This window comes from Mucilaginibacter achroorhodeus (assembly GCF_007846095.1).
Taxonomy (GTDB): domain Bacteria; phylum Bacteroidota; class Bacteroidia; order Sphingobacteriales; family Sphingobacteriaceae; genus Mucilaginibacter; species Mucilaginibacter achroorhodeus.
In genome coordinates this window covers 156,719-175,888 of the sequence record NZ_VOEI01000001.1, presented here as the reverse complement: position 1 = coordinate 175,888, position 19,170 = coordinate 156,719, and the positions used below count along the sequence as shown (strand labels likewise).

Below are 19,170 nucleotides of genomic sequence, written 5' to 3'. Positions count from 1 at the left end.
CAAAATGATAAGGTGACGCTGTTGGCCAACTTTGCTAAAAAGGTTAAATCATACGCTAACAGCCTGTTTATGCCGTCTTACAAAACAAGGCATATTTTTAGCTGCGCGCGAGGGCGATGGCAGATAATATCTTAATAATAGAAGACGAGGGCAAGTTTAGAGACCTGCTTGCGCGTATCATAGAGAATGAAGGGTTTAATGTTTATAAAGCGCCAAATGCTGCGGCTGGGTTAAAGGTGCTTGGCGAGAATGAGGTATCGGTGGTGATAAGTGACGTGAAACTGCCTGATGCAAGCGGCGTTGAACTGGTGAAAAAAATAAAAGACCGGTTTGAAAGGGTGGAAGTTGTTGTGCTAACTGCCTTTGGTTCTATAAAGGACTGCGTTAAGGCGGTTAAAAACGGCGCTTTCGATTACATCATGAAAGGTGACGATAACGCACGTATAGTACCTATTGTTAAAAGTGCAGCAGAAAAATCAAGGCTGGTTGTGCAGGCCAAGCCGCTAAAAAAGCAGATATCACAAGAGTATACCTTCGATTACATTATTGGCAACTCTCCTGCAACAAAACAAGCCGTAGCCATGGCCCAACAGGTAGCGACAACCACCACTACGGTATTACTTTTGGGCGAGACAGGCACCGGCAAAGAGGTATTTGCCCAGGCCCTGCACAAAGCCAGCCCGCGGTTTGATAAACCCTTTGTGGCAGTCAACTGCAGCTCGTTCTCCGGCGACCTTTTGAAGAGCGAACTTTTTGGCCATGTAGCTGGCTCTTTCACGGGCGCATTAAAAGATAAGAAAGGGCTTTTTGAGGAGGCTGATGGGGGCACACTTTTCCTGGATGAAATAGGGGAAATGAACCTGGAACTGCAAGCTCAATTGCTACGTGTATTGGAGAATGGAGTTTTTAATCGTGTTGGCGAGGCGCGTACCACCAAAGTTAACACCCGTATTATTGCGGCTACTAACAGGAAACTTAAGAATGAGGCCATCAACGGTAAGTTCCGGCTCGACCTGTATTACCGGCTTGCGGTTTACACTATACAGCTGCCGCCACTACGCCAACGGGGTGAAGACATTAAAGCCCTTACCGAATATTTTGCGAACCAATTTGCCGTATTGTTTAATAAGCCTGTTCCGCAGATCAACTCTAATTTGTTGAAATGTTTAAGTGAATATATCTGGCCCGGTAACATACGCGAGCTAAGAAATCTGATGGAACGTTTAATGATCATCAACAGCGGGGAGGAACTGACAACCGCATCATTACCGTCAGATTTTTTTGAGGAAACTTTAGCAGAGCAGAGTGATTCGTTTGATTTAAACGACCTTGAGACACGATACATTCGTAAGGCCCTTTATCAAACCAATGGTAATAAAAAAGAGGCTGCTCAATTGCTTGGCATAAGCCTTTCTACCCTCTATCGCAAAATGGAAGAATACCATATCTAAGATTCTCAATCTGATAAATATTTTCTCATTCTAAAAAATTTAAAGCGATAAATTAGAATTTTATAATTGTTATTTTACTGAAAATCAGTTTAATAGTATATCGCTTAAAGTTTGGCATCTGCGTAGCATAGCCCCCATCAGATAGTTGATCTATCGCTACTAACAGATTTAAAATTTAAGCGATTAAACATGAAAAAATTTTTTACCGCACTTACAATTGCGCTTACTTGTGCTTCTATTAACACGATGGCTCAAACGGCCAGTGAAACAAAACCAGAGCAAAAAGACTCGACGAAAAAGAAACCTGAGATCCCTGCAGATGCGGAACCTTTAAACTATGCCGATTTCTCCTGGATCAACGGCCAAAACCGCCAGAAATCAAAGTTACTGGATAATAAATATTTCACGGGCGACTTTACCTTCGACATGAACTATACCCGCTCTAACCATAACCCTATTGATAATACGGTTACCGGTTCTACAGCACTTGCCAGGAATGGTGAAGCAGAGGTATCGTTCGTAGGCATAGGTGGTGATTTTCATTACGACAATGTACGCGGCCGTATCATGACGCAGTTTGGTACCCGTTCAACCGTTGTGCCACGCAACGACTACAGTGGTTACCGTGGCCAGTATGACCTGCCTGATGCTTACAGATACTTAAGCGAGGCTTATGGTGGTTACCACTTTAATTCATGGCATGGTATTAACGTAGATATGGGTATCTTCATGTCGTACATTGGTATGTACTCCTACAATAACTTTGAAAACTGGAGTTATCAGCCTTCTTACACGTCAGACAACACGCCATGGTTTTTTAACGGTATTAGGGTTCAGGCTTTCCCATCGGTAACTACCAAGGTTGAGTTATGGATCATCAACGGATGGCAATCTTATGGCATGTTTAATAAAATGCCGGGCATTGGATTCTCGGTTAATACAAGGCCAAGCCCTACTTTCTCATTTGTGAGCAACAACTACTTTGGTACGGATGTGGCCGGTGCACCCGGTGTTAAACGTTATCACACAGATAACTCTATTCAGCATTTATATTTTGATGCAGCAAATAAAAGTACATCAGGTATAAAACGTGCTGCATTTACCCTCACAGCCGATTTTGGTTTCCAGAATGGTACAGCTCCGGGCGGCGTAGTTTACTCTGCTTTTGGTAAAAATGCCTCAAACTTTATCAGCGCTATGGCATACAACCGCTTATGGTTTGGTAAGGATATGAAATGGGGATGGACACTTGGCGGCGGCTTTATGAGTAACCCAAGTCGCTACCTGGCGTTAGTACCTCCGGGGCAGGCTACAGATTCTTTCCTTGCGGCATCAACCCCGGGTTCTAAAATGGCCGGCTGGGATGCATCATCTTGTATAGATTATAACCCTAACCAGTTCCTTACCGTGCGTTTCGAACTTGTACACAGGTTCATGAATGTTCCTTATTTTAATGGCCATGGTGGCGTCACCAGTCCTTCGGGCTACCAAACAAATCCGGCCACATCGTTCAACCCAAACTCTTACATCCCTGCCGATGCATCTTTTACGCCTGACCTTGTTAAATCAGAGAACAGGTTTATCATCGCATTAATGACACGTTTTTAATCACAATTTTTAAAGATCATGAAAAATTTACAGAATGTATTTTGCAGCATGATGCTCATAGTTGCATGCACGCTGATGTCTACAAAAGTCAAAGCCCAGTCAACATCCGGCATTTACCTGTCGGCAGATGATTTCGTTAACCATAAATTGAGCTATACCACGGAAGCAGAGACGCATCACATCAGGTTCAACGGATTATTTGACTGGTCAACCATCAAGATAGATGAAAACGGGAAGCCTGTGCACCTCCGTAAAAACGAAATTTTTGGTTACAGGCTAAACGGCACCGATTACCGATTTTTCAAGAACACCGCTTACAAAATAATTGCCGACAAGGGTATTTATCTATATGCCGCTTATCAACTGGAGCCGGGCACACGTGGAATGAAAAGAGTTGAAGATTTTTACTTTAGCCAAAAGCCGGACACCACTATAAGGCCGTTAACCATGACTAATTTGGAAACATGCTTCCAAAATGATACGCAGTTTTTGTACGCGCTTGAGGGCTTCTTCAGATCGGATAAACAACTCGCCGATTACGACAACAAGTTGCACGAGTATAAATTAGAGTATATATACGGGCAAACTGTTAAGTAAAAGGTGTAATGTATTACATTAAGAGCTGATCTGTTTAAACTGATCAGCTCTTTTAAGTTAAAGACCGTTTTAACTGTTTCATGATATTGCTTATTTTGCCGCCGCATTCATAGGATGCCATGAATGTATTTATTAAGGGATATACATGAATCATTGGTTAGTAAAATCAGAACCGTTTAAATATAGCTGGGAGAAATTTAATAAGGAAGGCCGTACTTTTTGGGATGGCGTACGTAATTACCAGGCGCGTAACAACCTGCGCGGTATGAAGGAGGGTGACTTAGTTTTTTGGTACCATAGCAACGAGGGTAAAGAAATAGTTGGTATTGCACGTGTGGTAAAAGAAGCGTACCAGGACCCCACAACTGATGATACCAACTGGGTGGTTGTTGATCTTGAACCTGTACAAAGCCTAAAAAAGCCGGTTACGCTTGAACAAATTAAAGCTGACGAACAGCTTAAAGATATTGGCCTGGTAAGGCAGGGACGCCTTTCGGTAATGGCTGTAACCCGCGAGGAATTTGACAGGATATTGGAATTGGCAGGGGAATAATTAAAAAGGGCATATCGGTAGATATGCCTTAGTGTTTTATAAAAGCCTCTTTAAAATCCTCTTTATCAAACCCGGCCCCTCATAAATAAAACCGGTATATAACTGTACCAATGATGCGCCTGCATTAAGTTTTTCTAACGCATCTTCGGCAGAATGGATTCCACCTACGCCAATAATAGGGAAAGCTCCATTTGATGCTTTGTGTAAATAGCTGATAACCTCTGTAGAACGCTTGGTAACAGGTTTGCCGCTTAGTCCGCCGGTTTCATCTTTATGCGCAGAAACTAAACCATCGCGACTGATGGTAGTGTTGGTCGCAATAATGCCAGCAATACCTGTTTGCTTTACAATGTCTGCGATATCATCTAATTGCGAATCGGTGAGGTCAGGGGCTATCTTTAATAAGATGGGCCTGCTGATGCCATTTTTGCTGTTACGTTGCTGCAGTGTGTTCAGGATGTTCATCAGCGGTTCTTTCTCCTGCAATTCGCGTAGTCCGGGAGTATTTGGGGAGCTTACATTCACTACAAAATAGTCAACCACATCAAAAAGCCTGTCGAAGCATTTAATGTAATCGTTAACGGCTTCCTCATTAGGCGTTACTTTGTTTTTGCCGATGTTGCCACCGATGATCAACGCTTGCTCGCCCTTTTTTAGATTTTTGCGATAGGCAGCTATGCGTTGTGCTGCTACATCAACGCCAAGGTTATTAAAGCCCATCCGGTTGATAAGCGCGCTATCCGCCGGCAGGCGAAACATGCGTGGCTTGGGGTTGCCGGGCTGAGGCAGGGGAGTAACGGTACCAACCTCAATAAAGCCGAAACCAAGGTTTCCCATTTCGGCTATCATTTCGGCATTTTTATCAAAACCGGCTGCCAAACCCACAGGGTTTTTAAACTTCAGTCCGAACACTTCGCGTTCCAGGCGCTTGTCATCCATCGTCCAGATGGCTTTGCTTAGCGCTTTGCCTCCGGGAAATTTATTAAAGCGTTTAAGGTTGCGGGTAACAAAGTAGTGGATGTTCTCAGGGTCGAACTTAAATAACAGCGGTTTGATCAGTTGATACATGCCGCGAAGTTAGTTATTTAGCTTTTAGGGTTAAAGGTAAAAGGTTAAGGGTTTTAAATGAATGCTTTATATCAAGGCCTTCCGCATTTTACTTTTAAGCTTTCGCCTTTGGCCTTTTACCTTTATCCTTTCACCTCTCCCCCCAAAACCGTATCTTTGCGCCCGAAATGATAGCTATAAATAACCTTACGTTTGAGATTGGTGCGCGCGCCCTTTATGATGAAGCTAACTGGCATATAAAACCAGGCGAAAAGATCGGGTTGATAGGTGCAAACGGGACCGGTAAAACCACCCTGCTAAAGATCATAGTAGGCGATTACAAGCCAACATCGGGCACTATATCAATGGCCAAGGACCTTACCATGGGTTACCTTAACCAGGACCTGCTATCATACTCGTCTGATAAAAATATTGTGCATGTTGCCATGGAAGCGTTCGAGCGCCAAAACCAACTGCATGATGAAATAGAGAACCTGCTTAAAAAGCTTGAGACCGATTACAGCGAGGATCTGTTAAACAAACTGAGTGACAAGCAGCACGAGTTTGAACTGCTTGATGGTTATAATATTGAATACAAGGCCCACGAGATATTGGCCGGTTTAGGTTTTAGCGAGGCAGATTGCCAGCGTAAGCTAAGCACTTTTTCGGGCGGGTGGCGTATGCGGGTAATGCTGGCTAAGATACTTTTACAGGCACCTGATATCCTGCTGCTGGATGAGCCTACCAACCACCTGGACTTACCTTCGATTCAATGGTTGGAGGATTACCTGAAATCGTTTGAAGGTGCCATCGTTATCGTATCTCACGATAGGTGGTTCTTGGATAAGGTGATTAACCGCACGGTTGAATCGCGCAAAGGTAAGCTTACGGTTTATGCCGGTAATTATAGCTTCTACCTGGAAGAAAAGGAAATGCGCTCGGAAATACAGCGCGGCGAGTTTAAGAATCAACAAGCCAAAATACGCCAGGAAGAACGTTTGATAGAACGTTTCCGCGCTAAGGCTTCCAAAGCAAAAATGGCACAGTCTCGCATTAAAATGCTTGATAAAATGGAGCGTGTTGAGGATGTGGATGATGATAATCCTGAGGTAAACTTCAGCTTTAAATTCAGTAAGCAATCTGGAAGGCATGTGGTAACTTTAGAACATATCACAAAAAAATATCCGGGTATTGATATTCTTGACGATGCCGAGGCTATTATTGAAAAAGGCGATAAAATTGCCTTGATCGGTGCTAACGGTAAAGGTAAATCTACCTTATTGCGCATAGTAGCAGGTGCCGATCAAGATTTTACCGGTACAGCACAAACCGGCCATAACGTTACCCAGACTTTCTTTGCGCAGCACCAGTTAGAGAGCTTGCACCTGGAGAACCAGATATTGCAGGAGCTGCAATCTTTTGCACCAAAACATACGGATACCGAGCTTCGGTCAATATTGGGTTCGTTCCTGTTTACAGGCGATGATGTTTTCAAGAAGATCAAAGTACTATCGGGAGGAGAGAAATCGCGTGTGGCGCTTGCAAAGGCGCTTACTGCCGATGCTAACTTCCTAGTATTGGATGAGCCTACCAACCACTTGGATATGGCATCGGTTAACATACTTATACAAGCCCTGCAGCAATATGAAGGTACAGTGATCGTGGTATCGCACGATAGGTATTTCCTGGATAATGTTGCCAACAAGATCTGGTTTATTGAAGATCAAAAGATAAAACAATATCCGGGCACTTACCAGGAATATGATGAGTGGAACGCAAAGCGCAAACTGGAGCCAAAAGCAGCACCTTTACCTCAACCTAAAAAAGAAGAAAAAAAGCCTGAACCGGTTAAGCAACCAACCGACAATAAAGCTCAGCAACTAAAAAAAATGAATCAGGACCTGTCTAAATTGGAAGAGCGGGTTAGTGCATTGGAGAAAGAAGTGAAAAGCCTGGAAACGCAATTAGCAAACAACGACGTGTACAATCAGGTAGATAAACTTCAGCAACTTACTGATAAGTATCAGCTGAAGAAGCTGGAGATGCGAGAGCAGCAGGCCCGTTGGGAGGCACTTGCCGAGCAGATAATGGAACTGGAAGGTTAATCAAAAATATGATAAAGGGCGGTTGCATAGCAACTGCCTTTTGTTTTTAGTAGTATGAAGATACACATCATGGGCGCATCATGTGCCGGCTCAACTACCCTGGGGAAAGCTTTAGCCAGCCGTTTAGCATATCCTTACTTTGATACAGACGATTACTTTTGGCTGCCTTCTGATATTCCATACACTCAAAAGCGTGAACCGGCAGAAAGAAAGGTCATGCTGCTTGCAGATTTTGAGGCAAACGCAAATGCCATAGTTGGCGGTTCGTTGGTAAGTTGGGATGATAGCTGGCTAACAAAGTTTGATCTGGTGGTTTTTCTCCGCATTCCACACGGTGTACGTATGCAGCGCCTGGATGCACGAGAAGTGGAACGTTACGGCGATCAAATTTACACCAACCCGGTGCGGGTGCAACTTTACAAAGACTTTAGGGAATGGGCAAAAGGCTATGATGATAATACCACCAATGGCCGCAACTTAAATGTGCACCTGCAATGGCTTGATCGTTTCCAATGCCCGATATTAAAGATAGAGGGTGATACCACTGTTGAGGAGCGGATCGATAGGGTTTTAAAGGCGATTAAACAGTTGCGATAAATTATTTAGACATGTCGGTCTCAGCTTGTAGAAGACTTTACAAGCGATCAATCGTTCGGTAAGTTTACAATGACTATATTACTACAGTAGCGCTCGTCCAAATTAATTCCGCTCCACGGCGTTTTGTTCCTATCTTGCAATAATGAAAAGTTTGTTAAGCGGTATTCTCGTCTTTTTTTGTTTGGCGGCTAATGCCCAAACTCCTCCATTCGAGAACAACGTGTACCGGCACGAGATAAAAAGTGTGGAGTTTTATAATTCAAAAAAAGCTTCATCATTTCCTATTATAACGTTAGGCAGCGATGAAACGGTAACCTTAGGATTCGATGACCTTAGCGGCGGAACGCGCACATTTAATTATACCCTGCAGCATTGCGACGCTAACTGGCAGCCATCAAAAATTACAAGCGCAGAATACCTGGAAAGCTACACGGATGACCGGATCACCGATTACATCTATTCGTCTGCCACCTACCAAAAATACACGCACTATCAACTTAAATTACCCAATCAGAACATTATCCCTAAAGTATCGGGCAACTACATCCTAAAGGTTTACGAGGATGGCGATCAGCAAAAGATGATACTAACCCGCAGGCTATATGTAGTTGCGCAAAAGGTTGCTGTTGCTGCCACGGTTCAATCATCGAACAAAGTCTTGCTTAGGCGTACCAACCAAAAGGTGAATTTTACCGTTGATTGCTCGGGCTTGCAGGTGCAAAACCCGCGTACAGAAGTAAGGGTACTGTTGATGCAAAATGCACGGCCGGGAACGGCGTTGTTGAACAACACACCTACTTACATCCGCGGTACGCAATTGGTTTACAACGATGTTGACATCAACGATTTTGCCGGCCGTAACGAGTTCAGGCATTTTGATACCCGCACGCTTAAGCTTAACTCAGAACGGATATCAAAGATTTACAAGGACACTGCAAACACGGTTATGCTTTTAGGAGACCCTAATCGCAACTTGCCGGATTATACACTGCTTTACGATAACGATGGCAAGTTCTTTATCCTGAACCAGGATGGTACCGACCCTCGCCGTGACGCTGATTACGCCTACATGTATTTCAACCTTGCTGCAAATAAAACCGCCGCCGATGGCACGGCTTACATAGTAGGCCAGTTTAACGATTATCAACTTGATGATAGGAGCAGATTGCAATATGACGATAGCGGCCGTTGGTACACACACCTGCAATTAAAACAGGGCGTGTACGATTATGAGTATGTTTGGGTTGATAACGCTACTCAAAAACCGGATGATACAACGCTTGAGGGTAACTACTTTGAAACAGAGAACGAATACCAGATGCTGGTGTATTACCGCCAGGTTGGGTCGCGATATGAGCAGTTAGTTGGGTACGGTCAACTAAACAGCGCTAAACAGTAGTTGCTATGTTAGCATAGGTTTTTGCTGGTTAAAGCCTATCTTTGCGGCATGAAAGGAAAATCGCCGAAAGATTCGCATACCATTATGAATGAGCTGGTATTGCCCAATGATACCAATACGCTTAATAATTTAATGGGTGGGCGCTTGCTACATTTCATGGATATTGCAGCCGCCATTTCTGCGCAAAAACACTGCAACCGTATTGTGGTAACCGCATCGGTTGATAATGTATCCTTTCATCATCCCATCAAATTAGGTGATGTAATTACTATCGAAGCCCGTGTTTCGCGCGCTTTTACTACGTCTGTAGAGGTTAGGCTTGATGTGTATGCCGAGAATATTCCATCAGGCACTAAAGTTAAAAGCAATGATGCCTACTATACTTTTGTAGCTTTAGATCAAAATGGCCGCGCTATACCGGTGCCTGCGCTGATACCCGAAAGTCCTGAAGAAACGGAGCTTTTTGAAGGCGCATTGCGCCGCCGCCAGTTGCGTTTGGTTTTGGCCGGTAAAATGAAAGCCGACGATGCCACAGAACTTAAGGCACTATTCTTTGCGACAGAAAAGAAATAGACCTCAAACATCCCCGTCTTTTACACGGTTATCTTTTTATGGATAGGCGCATAACTGTTAAGCAGAGCGATATTACCAAATTACAGGTTGATGCCATTGTAAACGCCGCCAATACCAGCTTGCTGGGCGGTGGTGGTGTTGATGGTGCCATACACCGCGCAGGCGGCAAACAAATACTGGATGAGTGTATAGCCATCAGGAACAAACAAGGTGGCTGCCCAACCGGCGAAGCTGTGATAACTACTGGCGGTAAACTGCCTGCTAAATATGTGATACACACCGTTGGCCCGGTTTGGAACGGCGGCAATCGTAATGAACAGCAATTACTGGCTAATTGTTATCTAAACAGTTTAGCTATTGCTGTAGATAAAAATATTAAAACCATTGCCTTCCCCAATATAAGTACCGGTATCTATCATTTTCCTAAACCAGAGGCTGCGGAGATAGCCGTTAAAACGGTTGATGATTTCCTGCAGGCTAACCAAAGCATTGAAGAAATAATATTCATCTGCTTTGATGACGAGAATTACCGGTTGTATGAAAATTTGCTGGCATAAAAAAAAGCGTACTGATGTTTCAGCACGCTTTAAGCTTTTCTTTGAGAAAGAAGGTTAGTTTGCAGCAGCAGCTTTAGCTAAAACCTCATTGTTTTTATCAATTTGGTTGCCTTTTTTCTGTGCAGAACGGCTGCCTAACTCAATGTTGGTAGCCAGTTTTAAAAACTGAACTTCTAAGCGAGAAGTAGTTTTGTTTCTTCTATCTTTTCTTTTTAAACGAGTAACGCCCATGACTTTAATTTTAAATATTTTGTAAACCTTGAGGTCGGAAGCGGATTCGAACCGCTGTACGAGGTTTTGCAGACCTCTGCCTAGCCACTCGGCCATCCGACCATTTTTCAGGACTGCAAAAATAGTAATTATTTACTTCTAATCAATTTTATTTAAAGGTTTTTGCAGCAAGTTGTGAACAACATATCGCTGCAGCTATGGCAACATTCAAAGATTCGGCCTGGCCAATGCGTGGAATCGTAATGGCTTTTGTGATTAGCGCCTGTATATCAGGCCTTATGCCGTTGCCTTCATTCCCTAACAATACCAAACCTTCGCCACCAAATTGCGTGGTATAAATGTTATCGCCGTTTAATAATGTTCCAAAAACCGGCAGATCTGCGTACGTTATAAACTTTTTCAGATCAGTATAAGTAACATTAACGCGGGCCAGCGAACCCATAGTAGCCTGTACCACCTTAGGGTTGTAAACATCAACGGTATCTTCCGAACAAATAATATCAGTAATACCAAACCAGTCTGCCGTGCGTATAATGGTGCCCATATTACCGGGGTCCTGCACACCGTCCAGTACAAGGCTAAATTTGCTTTTTAATGCGGATGCATCAACAACATCATTAACCGGCATTTTTACAGTGGCCAGCGCATCTGCAGGCGTTTTTAAAGCACTTATTTTCCCGAGTTCTGTCAAAGAAATCTCATGAGAGTTTATTTTTCGGGATAAATTGAGCAATTTTGAAGCTACATCAGCCGTATGATAAATGGTTTGGATCTGGTAGCCGGATTGTGCAAATTCTACAATGGATTTGTAGCCTTCTACAATGAACAAACCATGTTCTCTACGAAACTTTTTTTGTTGTAACGAGTTTAGTAAACTGATTTGAGATTTTGAAAGCATATACCCCTGTAACTTTACGTTTTGCAATATTAAATATTTTAGTGCTGATAATTGCGTCGGGATGCAGCGTTACGCGCGGTATTCGCCAGGATCAGGCTATCGTACGCAAAGTTGTTATTAAGGGTGTTGATAAGGAGTTCAAAGATCTTGCCTTTAACTATGTTGATAAAGAGCAGCAGCCTAATAACTGGTTAAACCTGCAGATCTATTACACCTTTAGTAAAAAAGGCAAGCGCAACATTGGTGAAGCACCAGCCATTTTAGATTCTAATCTTGTAGAGTTTTCGCGCGACCAGATCCAGAAGTTCCTGGTGAACAAAGGCTATCTGAAAGCCAAGGTTGTTGACTCTATTGCCATCAAAAAACGCAAGGCCACGCTTTATTTTACTGCCCAGGAAGGCCCTTTGTTTCACGTCCGCAATTATCGTGACAGCATTTTTGATCCTAAAGTACAGCAGATATACCGCGATACCCGGAAAAATTACACGCACGTAAAGCCCGGCAGTCGTTATGATACGGATAGTCTGGCTTATGACCGCGACCAGTTTTTCCAGGTGATGAAACAGCACGGTTATTTTGATTTCTATCGGCAGTACATTACCTACCTACCCGATACCAGTTGGGGTAAAAGCGTTGCTGATGTGGTGATCATGATAGATAATCCGCCGGGTAAAAAAGAACATCCTATCTACACGATGAACAATACGCTGATAACGATTGCCAGGAGCAATGGGCGTATCAACGGTAAAGCCGATACGATCCAGGTTGATTCGCAGTTCAGGTTTGTTGATTTCTCAGGCAGGTTTAAGCCTCGCACAGTAACGGATTATGTTTTCCAAAAAAAGGGGGATAAGTACAGCCTGGAGACACAGATGCTTACTACATCGAGGCTATCAGAATTAAACGTTTTCCGGAACGTACCCAACCCAACATACGAGAAGCTGCCAGATAGCACCAACAGGCTTAACAGTAAAATAGATATTGTACCGCTAAAGCGAATGACCGACCGACTGGAGGCGGAGTTTTTGTTTAACGGTGGCCGATATGGTTATAACCTGGGCAATACCTTCACCAACCGGAATATATTTAAGCAGGCGGCAGCTTTGCAGCTGAAACTGAACTGGAGTATATTGTTCGACAATGGATCCGGCACTAAAGGTATCCAAAATCAGGATTTTAGGGTAGGTGCAAGCGTTATCTATCCGCGGTTATTGCTGCCATTCAGCTTCCCTAACCTGGCTAAGTTTGGGGTGCCGCATACTACGTTCTCGTCAAACTTCCAGTTATTCTACCAGAAAGATCTGGTGGAGCGCCGCAGTTTTATCAACTCGGTTACTTACGACTTTTTTGAGACCTTCCGTAAGCAGCACTCTATTACGCCTATCAGCATCGAGTTCTCTAACGGAACTATAGATCCGCTTGCCCGCAACCTGCTGCTGAGCCAAAACAGGTATTCATACGTTTATTTGATTGGCCGTACAACATTTACATCTGCAACACAATACACTTTCCAGTACAACGCCATTGAGCTTAACTCGTTCAAGAATTTCATCTACTTTAGAGGCAACCTGGATATTGGTGGTAACTTTTTATCACTGCTAAGTAACCTTGCAGGTACCAAGTGCGATAGTTTGGGCCAGCGTACCATATTTGGATATACATTCTCCCAATATGCCAAAACAGAGGTAGATCTGCGTATTTACCGTAGTCTGGGTGGCGAAAAGCAGTTCATCTTCCGCATTAACCCAGGAGTAGGGGTGCCTTATGGCAACAGTAATCAACTGATTTTTGAGAAGAACTTTTATGCCGGTGGGGCTAACGATATGCGGGCGTGGTTGCCACGTAACCTTGGCCCGGGCCAGTTTAACCGTGCAAGCTATGGCACAGGCGCCGTGGCAGATACCACGCGTGCCAGATTGAAATTCCTTGATCAGTTTGGTGAGGTTAAAATAGTTGCCAATGCCGAATACCGCTATAAATTGGCCGACAATTTCTTTGGCTCTAAACTAAAAGGCGCATTTTTTATGGATGCCGGTAACGTTTGGCGCTTACACAAAGAGGCTGATAACCCTAATGGGGAATTCAGATTTAACAATATATGGCAGGGTACGGCAATAGGCATAGGTACAGGCCTTCGTTTCGACCTTGGTTTCTTTATCTTCAGGCTGGATGCCGCGTTTAAATTTAAAGACCCACAATTCCAGGGCTCAGATCAATGGGTATTTATTAAGCACTTTGATGAGGTATTTGGCAACGGACCATTTAAGCAAAAATACCTGCTGGATAATAAAACCGGCGTAGACCCGAGCAGCGGAAAGATCATTGGCGACGGCTATTCATTTATGCAGCTCAATTTCGGTATCGGGTTACCGTTCTAAGTTAATTAATGAAGGATGTAATGAGTGAATGAGTGATTTCGAATTATCGATTCATTTGTTAAATGGATGAAACAACAATAATATTAACGTGTTTTTGACCACTGACCACTGACCACTGACCACTGACCACTGACCACTGACCACTGACCACTCACGAAAACATTCCTTTTAATCCATCTAAAATGCTCTGGAAAAATGTTGGGACACTTAGGCCGCTGCTGTGGTTGAAATAAAGGAATACGCAGAATACTACAATTGCGATAATGATAAGGCGCTTAAACATATAGCCAATAAGTACCAGGGCCAGCGGTATGGCAAGTAATACTATCCAGCTTATTTTTACAAGTGATAGTTTACCATCGTGCCGGTAAACGTAATAAAGCGTTGAGTGGGTGCCATCATCATTTTGATGGCGAGCGTACACAAAGCTCGATTTCTCTATCTTATGGCGATAAAAAGCGGTGCCTTTATCAAACTTAAGCTCCTCTGTAAAACCGTTGATAGTAAAAGTAAAGATGCCGTTCACGTTTTCCTGGATAACGCCTGCAGTGTCTACTGCAACAAAAGCGATCTCATCTGTAGCAAAGGGATTTTCTTTTACCACAAAATTATCAATGGCAATTTTATCGGCGTAGCAGAAGCCGGTGACACATAATAGCAAACAGATAAGCAGCAGTTTTTTCATTGCACAACAAAATTATCGTCGGCAATAAATGTAAGTCGTTTTTCTATTTGTTAAAAATATAAATACTGAGGTTAAGCAAAGTAGCAAAGCTTACCCAAAGGAAGTAAGGAATAAGTAAGTATGCGGCAGGCTTACTAAAGCGGTTAAACCAGCTTATGTTTAGGATTATAATGACCAACAGCGCTATAATAACAAGAAGGCCCCCCAATATTTGATGAAACTCAAAGAATACTATAGACCATGAAAAATTAAAGAGTAATTGCAAAGCATAGATAACCGCGGCTGTTTTGTAAGTAACAGATCTATCGCGCTTTTTCCATACCAGGTAAGCAGCTATCGCTATCAGGATATATAACAACGTCCACGCTATCGGGAAAACGAAATTGGGTGGTGTAAATGTGGGTTTTTTTAAAGTTTGGTACCATCCCTCTATCTCCGGGCGGGTAAAAAATGAAGCTGTAAAGCCTATAGCAAGCGTAATGATCAGGCTGATCAAAAGCGGAATAAATTGAAATTTGCCTGATGGTTTTTCTTCAACCATGTTTTTAGTGGGGGTATTACGTTAAGCTAAGTTAGCAGCTTAACTTATTTGTGCAAAATGGTATAACGCAAAAAGCCGGATGTTGTGTCCGGCTTTTTACGTTATTTGCTATTTTTATAGGTTACCCCTTGCTTCCTGTTCACGTTCAATGGCTTCAAACAGTGCTTTAAAGTTCCCGGCTCCGAATGATTTTGCACCTTTGCGCTGTATGATCTCAAAGAAAAGCGTTGGCCGGTCTTCAACAGGTTTGGTGAATATCTGTAGCAGATAACCTTCATCATCACGGTCAACCAGGATGCCCAGTTGTTTCAATGGCCCAAGGTCCTCGTCAATATGGCCTACCCGGTCAATCAGGTCATCGTAATAAGTAGTTGGTACAGTCAGGAATTCTATACCGCGACTTTGCAGATCGGTTACAGTTTTAACAATATCCTGCGTAGCCAACGCCAGGTGCTGTACACCCTCACCTTCGTAAAACTCAAGATATTCTTCTATCTGGCTTTTCTTTTTGCCCTCAGCCGGTTCATTGATCGGGAATTTAACGTAACCGTTTCCGTTGCTCATTACCTTGCTCATCAATGCGGAATATTCGGTGGAGATCATCTTATCATCGAAAGTAAGAATGTTACGGAAGCCCATTACATCTTCATAAAAGTTTACCCATTGGTTCATTTTATGCCAGCCAACGTTGCCTACACAATGGTCCACATAGAGTAGGCCGGTTTCGGTAGGATGGTAATTGGTTTTAAGTTCCACATAGCCGGGTAAAAATGCGCCTTTGTAATTCTTGCGTTCTACAAAAAGGTGAACAGTATCGCCATATAATTTGATGCCGCTGGTGCGCACTTCGCCAAATTCATCTTTAGTGGTTTGTGGTTGCAGGTAGGCTTCCGCACCACGACTTGTAGTTTGCTCAAAAGCATCAAAAGCATCATCCACCCAAAGTGCAAGGGCCTTTACACCATCGCCATGCTTTTTAATATGCTCGCTGATAGGATGGTCTGAATGCAGGGGAGTAGTTAGCATCAGACGGATCTTCCCTTGTTGCAGAACATAGGAGGCACGGTCGCGCATGCCTGTCTCGGGGCCGGCATACGCCAGGTCCTGAAAGCCGAATGCGGTTTTATAAAAGTGAGCAGCCTGTTTTGCATTACCCACGTAAAACTCAACATAGTCGGTACCGTTAAGCGGCAGAAAATCTGTTGAGGTAGTTTTTTTATCTATTGTTAGTGTTTCCATTGTTTTTAATGAGTGAATTAGTGAAGGATCGAATGAATGGCCATAATGCTGAATTATGGAGTTATTGAATCTGTTCTAAATGATATATTTTAGCTTTAAGCTTTTACCTTTTACCTCAAAAAATCCAGCTTTTATAATAATCTCCGTCTTCAATATTTACAGCATCTTCCGTTAGCATCAACGGGCGGAAAGGGTCTATCATCACGGCCAGTTCTTCGGTTGATTCTTTGCCGATAGATTTGTCAACTGAGCCTGGTGCCGGCCCGTGCGGGATGCCACCGGGATGGAGGGTGATCTGCCCTTTAACCACATGCTTGCGGCTCATAAAGTCGCCGTCAACATAGTAGAGTACCTCGTCGCTGTCTACATTGCTGTGATTGTATGGAGCAGGGATTGATAACGGGTGATAATCAAACTTGCGCGGCACAAATGAGCAGATCACAAAGTTGTGTCCCTCAAAGGTTTGATGCACGGGCGGTGGTTGATGCACGCGGCCGGTTATCGGTTCAAAATCATGTATTGAGAAAGCCCACGGGTAGTGAAAGCCATCCCATCCCACAAAATCAAAAGGATGCGTGCCGTAAATGTAAGGGTAAATAAGGCCTTGCTTTTTTATAAGGATCTTAAAGTCGCCTTTTTCATCGTGCGTTTCCAGGTCGGTAGGGCGTTTAATATCGCGCTCGCAGTAGGGGGCATGCTCCATTAGCTGGCCGTACTGGTTGCGGTAACGTTTAGGCGTGCGGATAGGGCTGAAGCTCTCCACAATAAACAAGCGGTTCTGCTCGCCATCAAACTGCATCTGGTAAATAGTGCCGCGCGGTATCACCAGGTAGTCACCATATTCAAATTTAAGCTTACCGAAACCTGTTTTTAGCGTGCCGGTACCCTCATGTATAAAGATCACCTCGTCAGCCTGGCTGTTCTTGTAAAAATAATCAGTCATGCTTTTGCGCGGTGCGGCAAGGGAAATATGCAGATCACTGTTCACCAGCACAGGTTTGCGGCTTTGCAGGTAATCATCTTCCGTCTTAATGTTAAAACCTATCAGGCTGGTATGCTTCAGGTGCTTCTCGCGGGCAATCTTCGGCTCAACAGAGTAGGGCTCGCCCAGTTCTTTCACAATTGTAGGCGGGTAGGCATGGTAAACCAGCGAGTACAAGCTCGAAAAGCCTTCCGTTGAAACCAGTTCTTCGGCATATAAAGTACCGTCGGGTTTACGGAATTGGGTATGCCGCTTATGCGGGATGTTCCCTAATGTATGGTAAATTGGCATTATAAATTGGTTTAAATGTTGGAATGTTGAAAGGTTATAAAGTTGTAAAGCTTTACCCTAACAAATTAGTAATCAAACATTTGAAATTAGAGATGGTTTTTGACAGAAAGCCGGAATAACATTCCAACCTTTCAACGTTAAAACCTTACAACAGCGGCGTTAGAATTGCGCCAAAACAATTTTCGCAAGCACAGCATCCCTAAACATGGCAGACCTGCTCATTGAGGTGAGGCCAAGGGAAAAATAGAATTGTTTGCTGATGCTCATCATAAGATAAACGAAATTAAGCCGAATATATTTAATATGCAAGCATAGTTTTTTATCCAACAAAAACAAAAATCATTAGTTTTGGCGCATACCAATTAGCCACCTTATGAAATTAGTATCCTATAAAACCGAAGACAGAGAACATCTTGGTGTTTATGTAAACGGACATATTTATAACCTTAACTCGTGCGACAAGCTTATTCCTGACAACATGAACGAGTTTTTATGGGGTGGCGAGGAATTAATGGAACATGCTAAACGTGTTAACGAGGATATCAAAAGTGGCAAGTTAGAAGCCAAAGAAGAGCTTTTTTACGAGCTGCAGGCACCTGTGCCCCACCCAACATCATGCCGCGACGGGTACGCCTTTAGGCAGCACGTAGCCGCCGCACGCCGCAACCGTAAGGTGGAGATGATAGCTGAGTTTGACCAGTACCCCATCTTTTATTTCACTAACCACAATGCTGTACAAGGCCCAGGCGAAATAGAATGTATGCCAGATCATTTCGAGAAGCTTGATTTTGAACTGGAAGTTGCCGTTGTGCTGAACAAAAAAGGCCGCAACATTACCGCTGCAGAGGCAGATAGCTACATAGCAGGTTACATGATCATGAATGATATGAGCGCCCGCACCTTGCAAATGGAAGAAATGCTGTTGAACCTCGGCCCGGCTAAGGGTAAGGATTTTTCTACCGTGATTGGCCCCTGGTTAGTAACGCCTGATGAATTAGGGCGATACAAAGTACCAGCAAAAGAAGGCCATACCGGCGCCAGGTATGACCTGGAGATGAAATGCCATGTAAACGGCGAGCAGGTAAGCCTCGGTAACATGAAAGATATGGACTGGACGTTTGCCGAGATCATAGAACGCTGCGCCTACGGCTGCGACGTTTTGCCCGGCGATGTTATCGGCTCGGGTACGGTAGGTACCGGCTGTTTTCTGGAACTGAACGGCACCGGCCTGTTAAACGATGCCAATTATCAAACGCAATGGCTGCAACCTAACGACTTGGTTGAAATGGAAATTACCGGATTGGGAGTGCTGGGGAATATTATTAAAAAGGCTGATAGTGAGTTTTCGATTTTAAAGTTGAAGAAGTAATTAGGATAATATAAACCCATGTCATTGCGAGCGATAGCGCGGCAATCTCATCGCGTTTGTATGAACGCG

At 43.6% G+C, this 19,170-nt stretch carries 18 protein-coding genes and 1 tRNA gene; 11 read left to right on the top strand and 8 right to left on the bottom strand.

Translation table 11 applies throughout. From position 1 onward, the window contains the following. Positions 1-116: 116 nt before the first annotated feature. The 4 genes from FPZ42_RS00860 (at position 117) to FPZ42_RS00845 (ending at position 4,209) form a co-directional block, all read left to right on the top strand. Entirely contained in the window at positions 117-1,451 is a 1,335-nt protein-coding gene (locus FPZ42_RS00860) for a sigma-54-dependent transcriptional regulator (RefSeq protein WP_146268613.1), read from the top strand. A 189-nt stretch (positions 1,452-1,640) separates the two neighbouring features. Continuing rightward, complete coding sequence (locus tag FPZ42_RS00855; RefSeq protein WP_146268612.1) at positions 1,641-3,059, top strand: outer membrane beta-barrel protein; 1,419 nt, start codon at positions 1,641-1,643, stop codon at positions 3,057-3,059. A gap of 18 nt (positions 3,060-3,077) precedes the next feature. Next, positions 3,078-3,656, top strand: a complete 579-nt coding sequence (locus tag FPZ42_RS00850) for a hypothetical protein (protein WP_146268611.1) — start codon at positions 3,078-3,080, stop codon at positions 3,654-3,656. Positions 3,657-3,801: 145 nt separating this feature from the next. Then, complete coding sequence (locus tag FPZ42_RS00845) at positions 3,802-4,209, top strand: EVE domain-containing protein (RefSeq protein ID WP_146268610.1); 408 nt, start codon at positions 3,802-3,804, stop codon at positions 4,207-4,209. A gap of 36 nt (positions 4,210-4,245) precedes the next feature. On the opposite strand, the gene FPZ42_RS00840 is transcribed toward FPZ42_RS00845, so the two are convergent. Further along, positions 4,246-5,277, bottom strand: coding sequence for a quinone-dependent dihydroorotate dehydrogenase (locus FPZ42_RS00840; RefSeq protein WP_146268609.1), 1,032 nt, complete (start codon positions 5,275-5,277; stop codon positions 4,246-4,248). Positions 5,278-5,444: 167 nt separating this feature from the next. Between FPZ42_RS00840 and abc-f the strand changes: the two genes are divergently transcribed. From abc-f to FPZ42_RS00815, 5 genes are all read left to right on the top strand, one after another. After that, positions 5,445-7,361, top strand: a complete 1,917-nt coding sequence (gene abc-f / locus FPZ42_RS00835) for a ribosomal protection-like ABC-F family protein (protein WP_146268608.1) — start codon at positions 5,445-5,447, stop codon at positions 7,359-7,361. Positions 7,362-7,415: 54 nt separating this feature from the next. Continuing rightward, positions 7,416-7,958 (top strand): adenylate kinase, encoded by a 543-nt coding sequence (locus FPZ42_RS00830; protein WP_146268607.1) that lies wholly within the window; start codon positions 7,416-7,418, stop codon positions 7,956-7,958. 142 nt (positions 7,959-8,100) lie between these two features. Beyond that, the gene (locus tag FPZ42_RS00825; protein WP_146268606.1) at positions 8,101-9,357 is read left to right on the top strand and encodes a type IX secretion system plug protein; all 1,257 of its coding nucleotides are present in this window, start codon (positions 8,101-8,103) and stop codon (positions 9,355-9,357) included. Positions 9,358-9,405: 48 nt separating this feature from the next. Then, positions 9,406-9,930, top strand: coding sequence for an acyl-CoA thioesterase (locus FPZ42_RS00820; protein ID WP_146268605.1), 525 nt, complete (start codon positions 9,406-9,408; stop codon positions 9,928-9,930). Between the two features lie 38 nt (positions 9,931-9,968). Continuing rightward, positions 9,969-10,487, top strand: a complete 519-nt coding sequence (locus tag FPZ42_RS00815) for an O-acetyl-ADP-ribose deacetylase (protein ID WP_146268604.1) — start codon at positions 9,969-9,971, stop codon at positions 10,485-10,487. A 54-nt stretch (positions 10,488-10,541) separates the two neighbouring features. Here FPZ42_RS00815 and FPZ42_RS00810 read toward each other — a convergent pair whose 3' ends face one another. The 3 genes from FPZ42_RS00810 to FPZ42_RS00800 all read right to left on the bottom strand — a co-directional run bounded on the left by FPZ42_RS00810 (position 10,542) and on the right by FPZ42_RS00800 (position 11,616). After that, complete coding sequence (locus FPZ42_RS00810) at positions 10,542-10,718, bottom strand: spore protein (protein WP_146268603.1); 177 nt, start codon at positions 10,716-10,718, stop codon at positions 10,542-10,544. Between the two features lie 31 nt (positions 10,719-10,749). Beyond that, a tRNA-Cys gene (locus FPZ42_RS00805) sits at positions 10,750-10,820 on the bottom strand. A 46-nt stretch (positions 10,821-10,866) separates the two neighbouring features. Then, positions 10,867-11,616, bottom strand: coding sequence for a TrmH family RNA methyltransferase (locus FPZ42_RS00800; protein ID WP_146268602.1), 750 nt, complete (start codon positions 11,614-11,616; stop codon positions 10,867-10,869). Here FPZ42_RS00800 and tamL point away from each other — a divergent pair. Continuing rightward, positions 11,607-13,994: a translocation and assembly module lipoprotein TamL gene (gene tamL, locus FPZ42_RS00795; protein ID WP_146268601.1), complete on the top strand. Its 2,388-nt coding sequence runs from the start codon at positions 11,607-11,609 to the stop codon at positions 13,992-13,994. The genes FPZ42_RS00800 and tamL overlap by 10 nt on opposite strands. A 151-nt stretch (positions 13,995-14,145) precedes the next feature. Here tamL and FPZ42_RS00790 read toward each other — a convergent pair whose 3' ends face one another. From FPZ42_RS00790 to FPZ42_RS00775, 4 genes are all read right to left on the bottom strand, one after another. Continuing rightward, entirely contained in the window at positions 14,146-14,679 is a 534-nt protein-coding gene (locus FPZ42_RS00790; RefSeq protein WP_146268600.1) for a hypothetical protein, read from the bottom strand. A gap of 43 nt (positions 14,680-14,722) precedes the next feature. Next, positions 14,723-15,220: a TspO/MBR family protein gene (locus tag FPZ42_RS00785; RefSeq protein ID WP_146268599.1), complete on the bottom strand. Its 498-nt coding sequence runs from the start codon at positions 15,218-15,220 to the stop codon at positions 14,723-14,725. Positions 15,221-15,334: 114 nt separating this feature from the next. Continuing rightward, positions 15,335-16,459, bottom strand: coding sequence for a 4-hydroxyphenylpyruvate dioxygenase (hppD, locus tag FPZ42_RS00780; RefSeq protein WP_146268598.1), 1,125 nt, complete (start codon positions 16,457-16,459; stop codon positions 15,335-15,337). 115 nt (positions 16,460-16,574) lie between these two features. Then, a complete protein-coding gene (locus FPZ42_RS00775; RefSeq protein WP_146268597.1) occupies positions 16,575-17,732 on the bottom strand; it encodes a homogentisate 1,2-dioxygenase in 1,158 nt (385 codons plus the stop codon). 373 nt (positions 17,733-18,105) lie between these two features. Here FPZ42_RS00775 and FPZ42_RS00770 point away from each other — a divergent pair, with 373 nt between their 5' ends. Continuing rightward, positions 18,106-19,101: a fumarylacetoacetate hydrolase family protein gene (locus FPZ42_RS00770; protein ID WP_146268596.1), complete on the top strand. Its 996-nt coding sequence runs from the start codon at positions 18,106-18,108 to the stop codon at positions 19,099-19,101. Positions 19,102-19,170 lie beyond the last annotated feature (69 nt).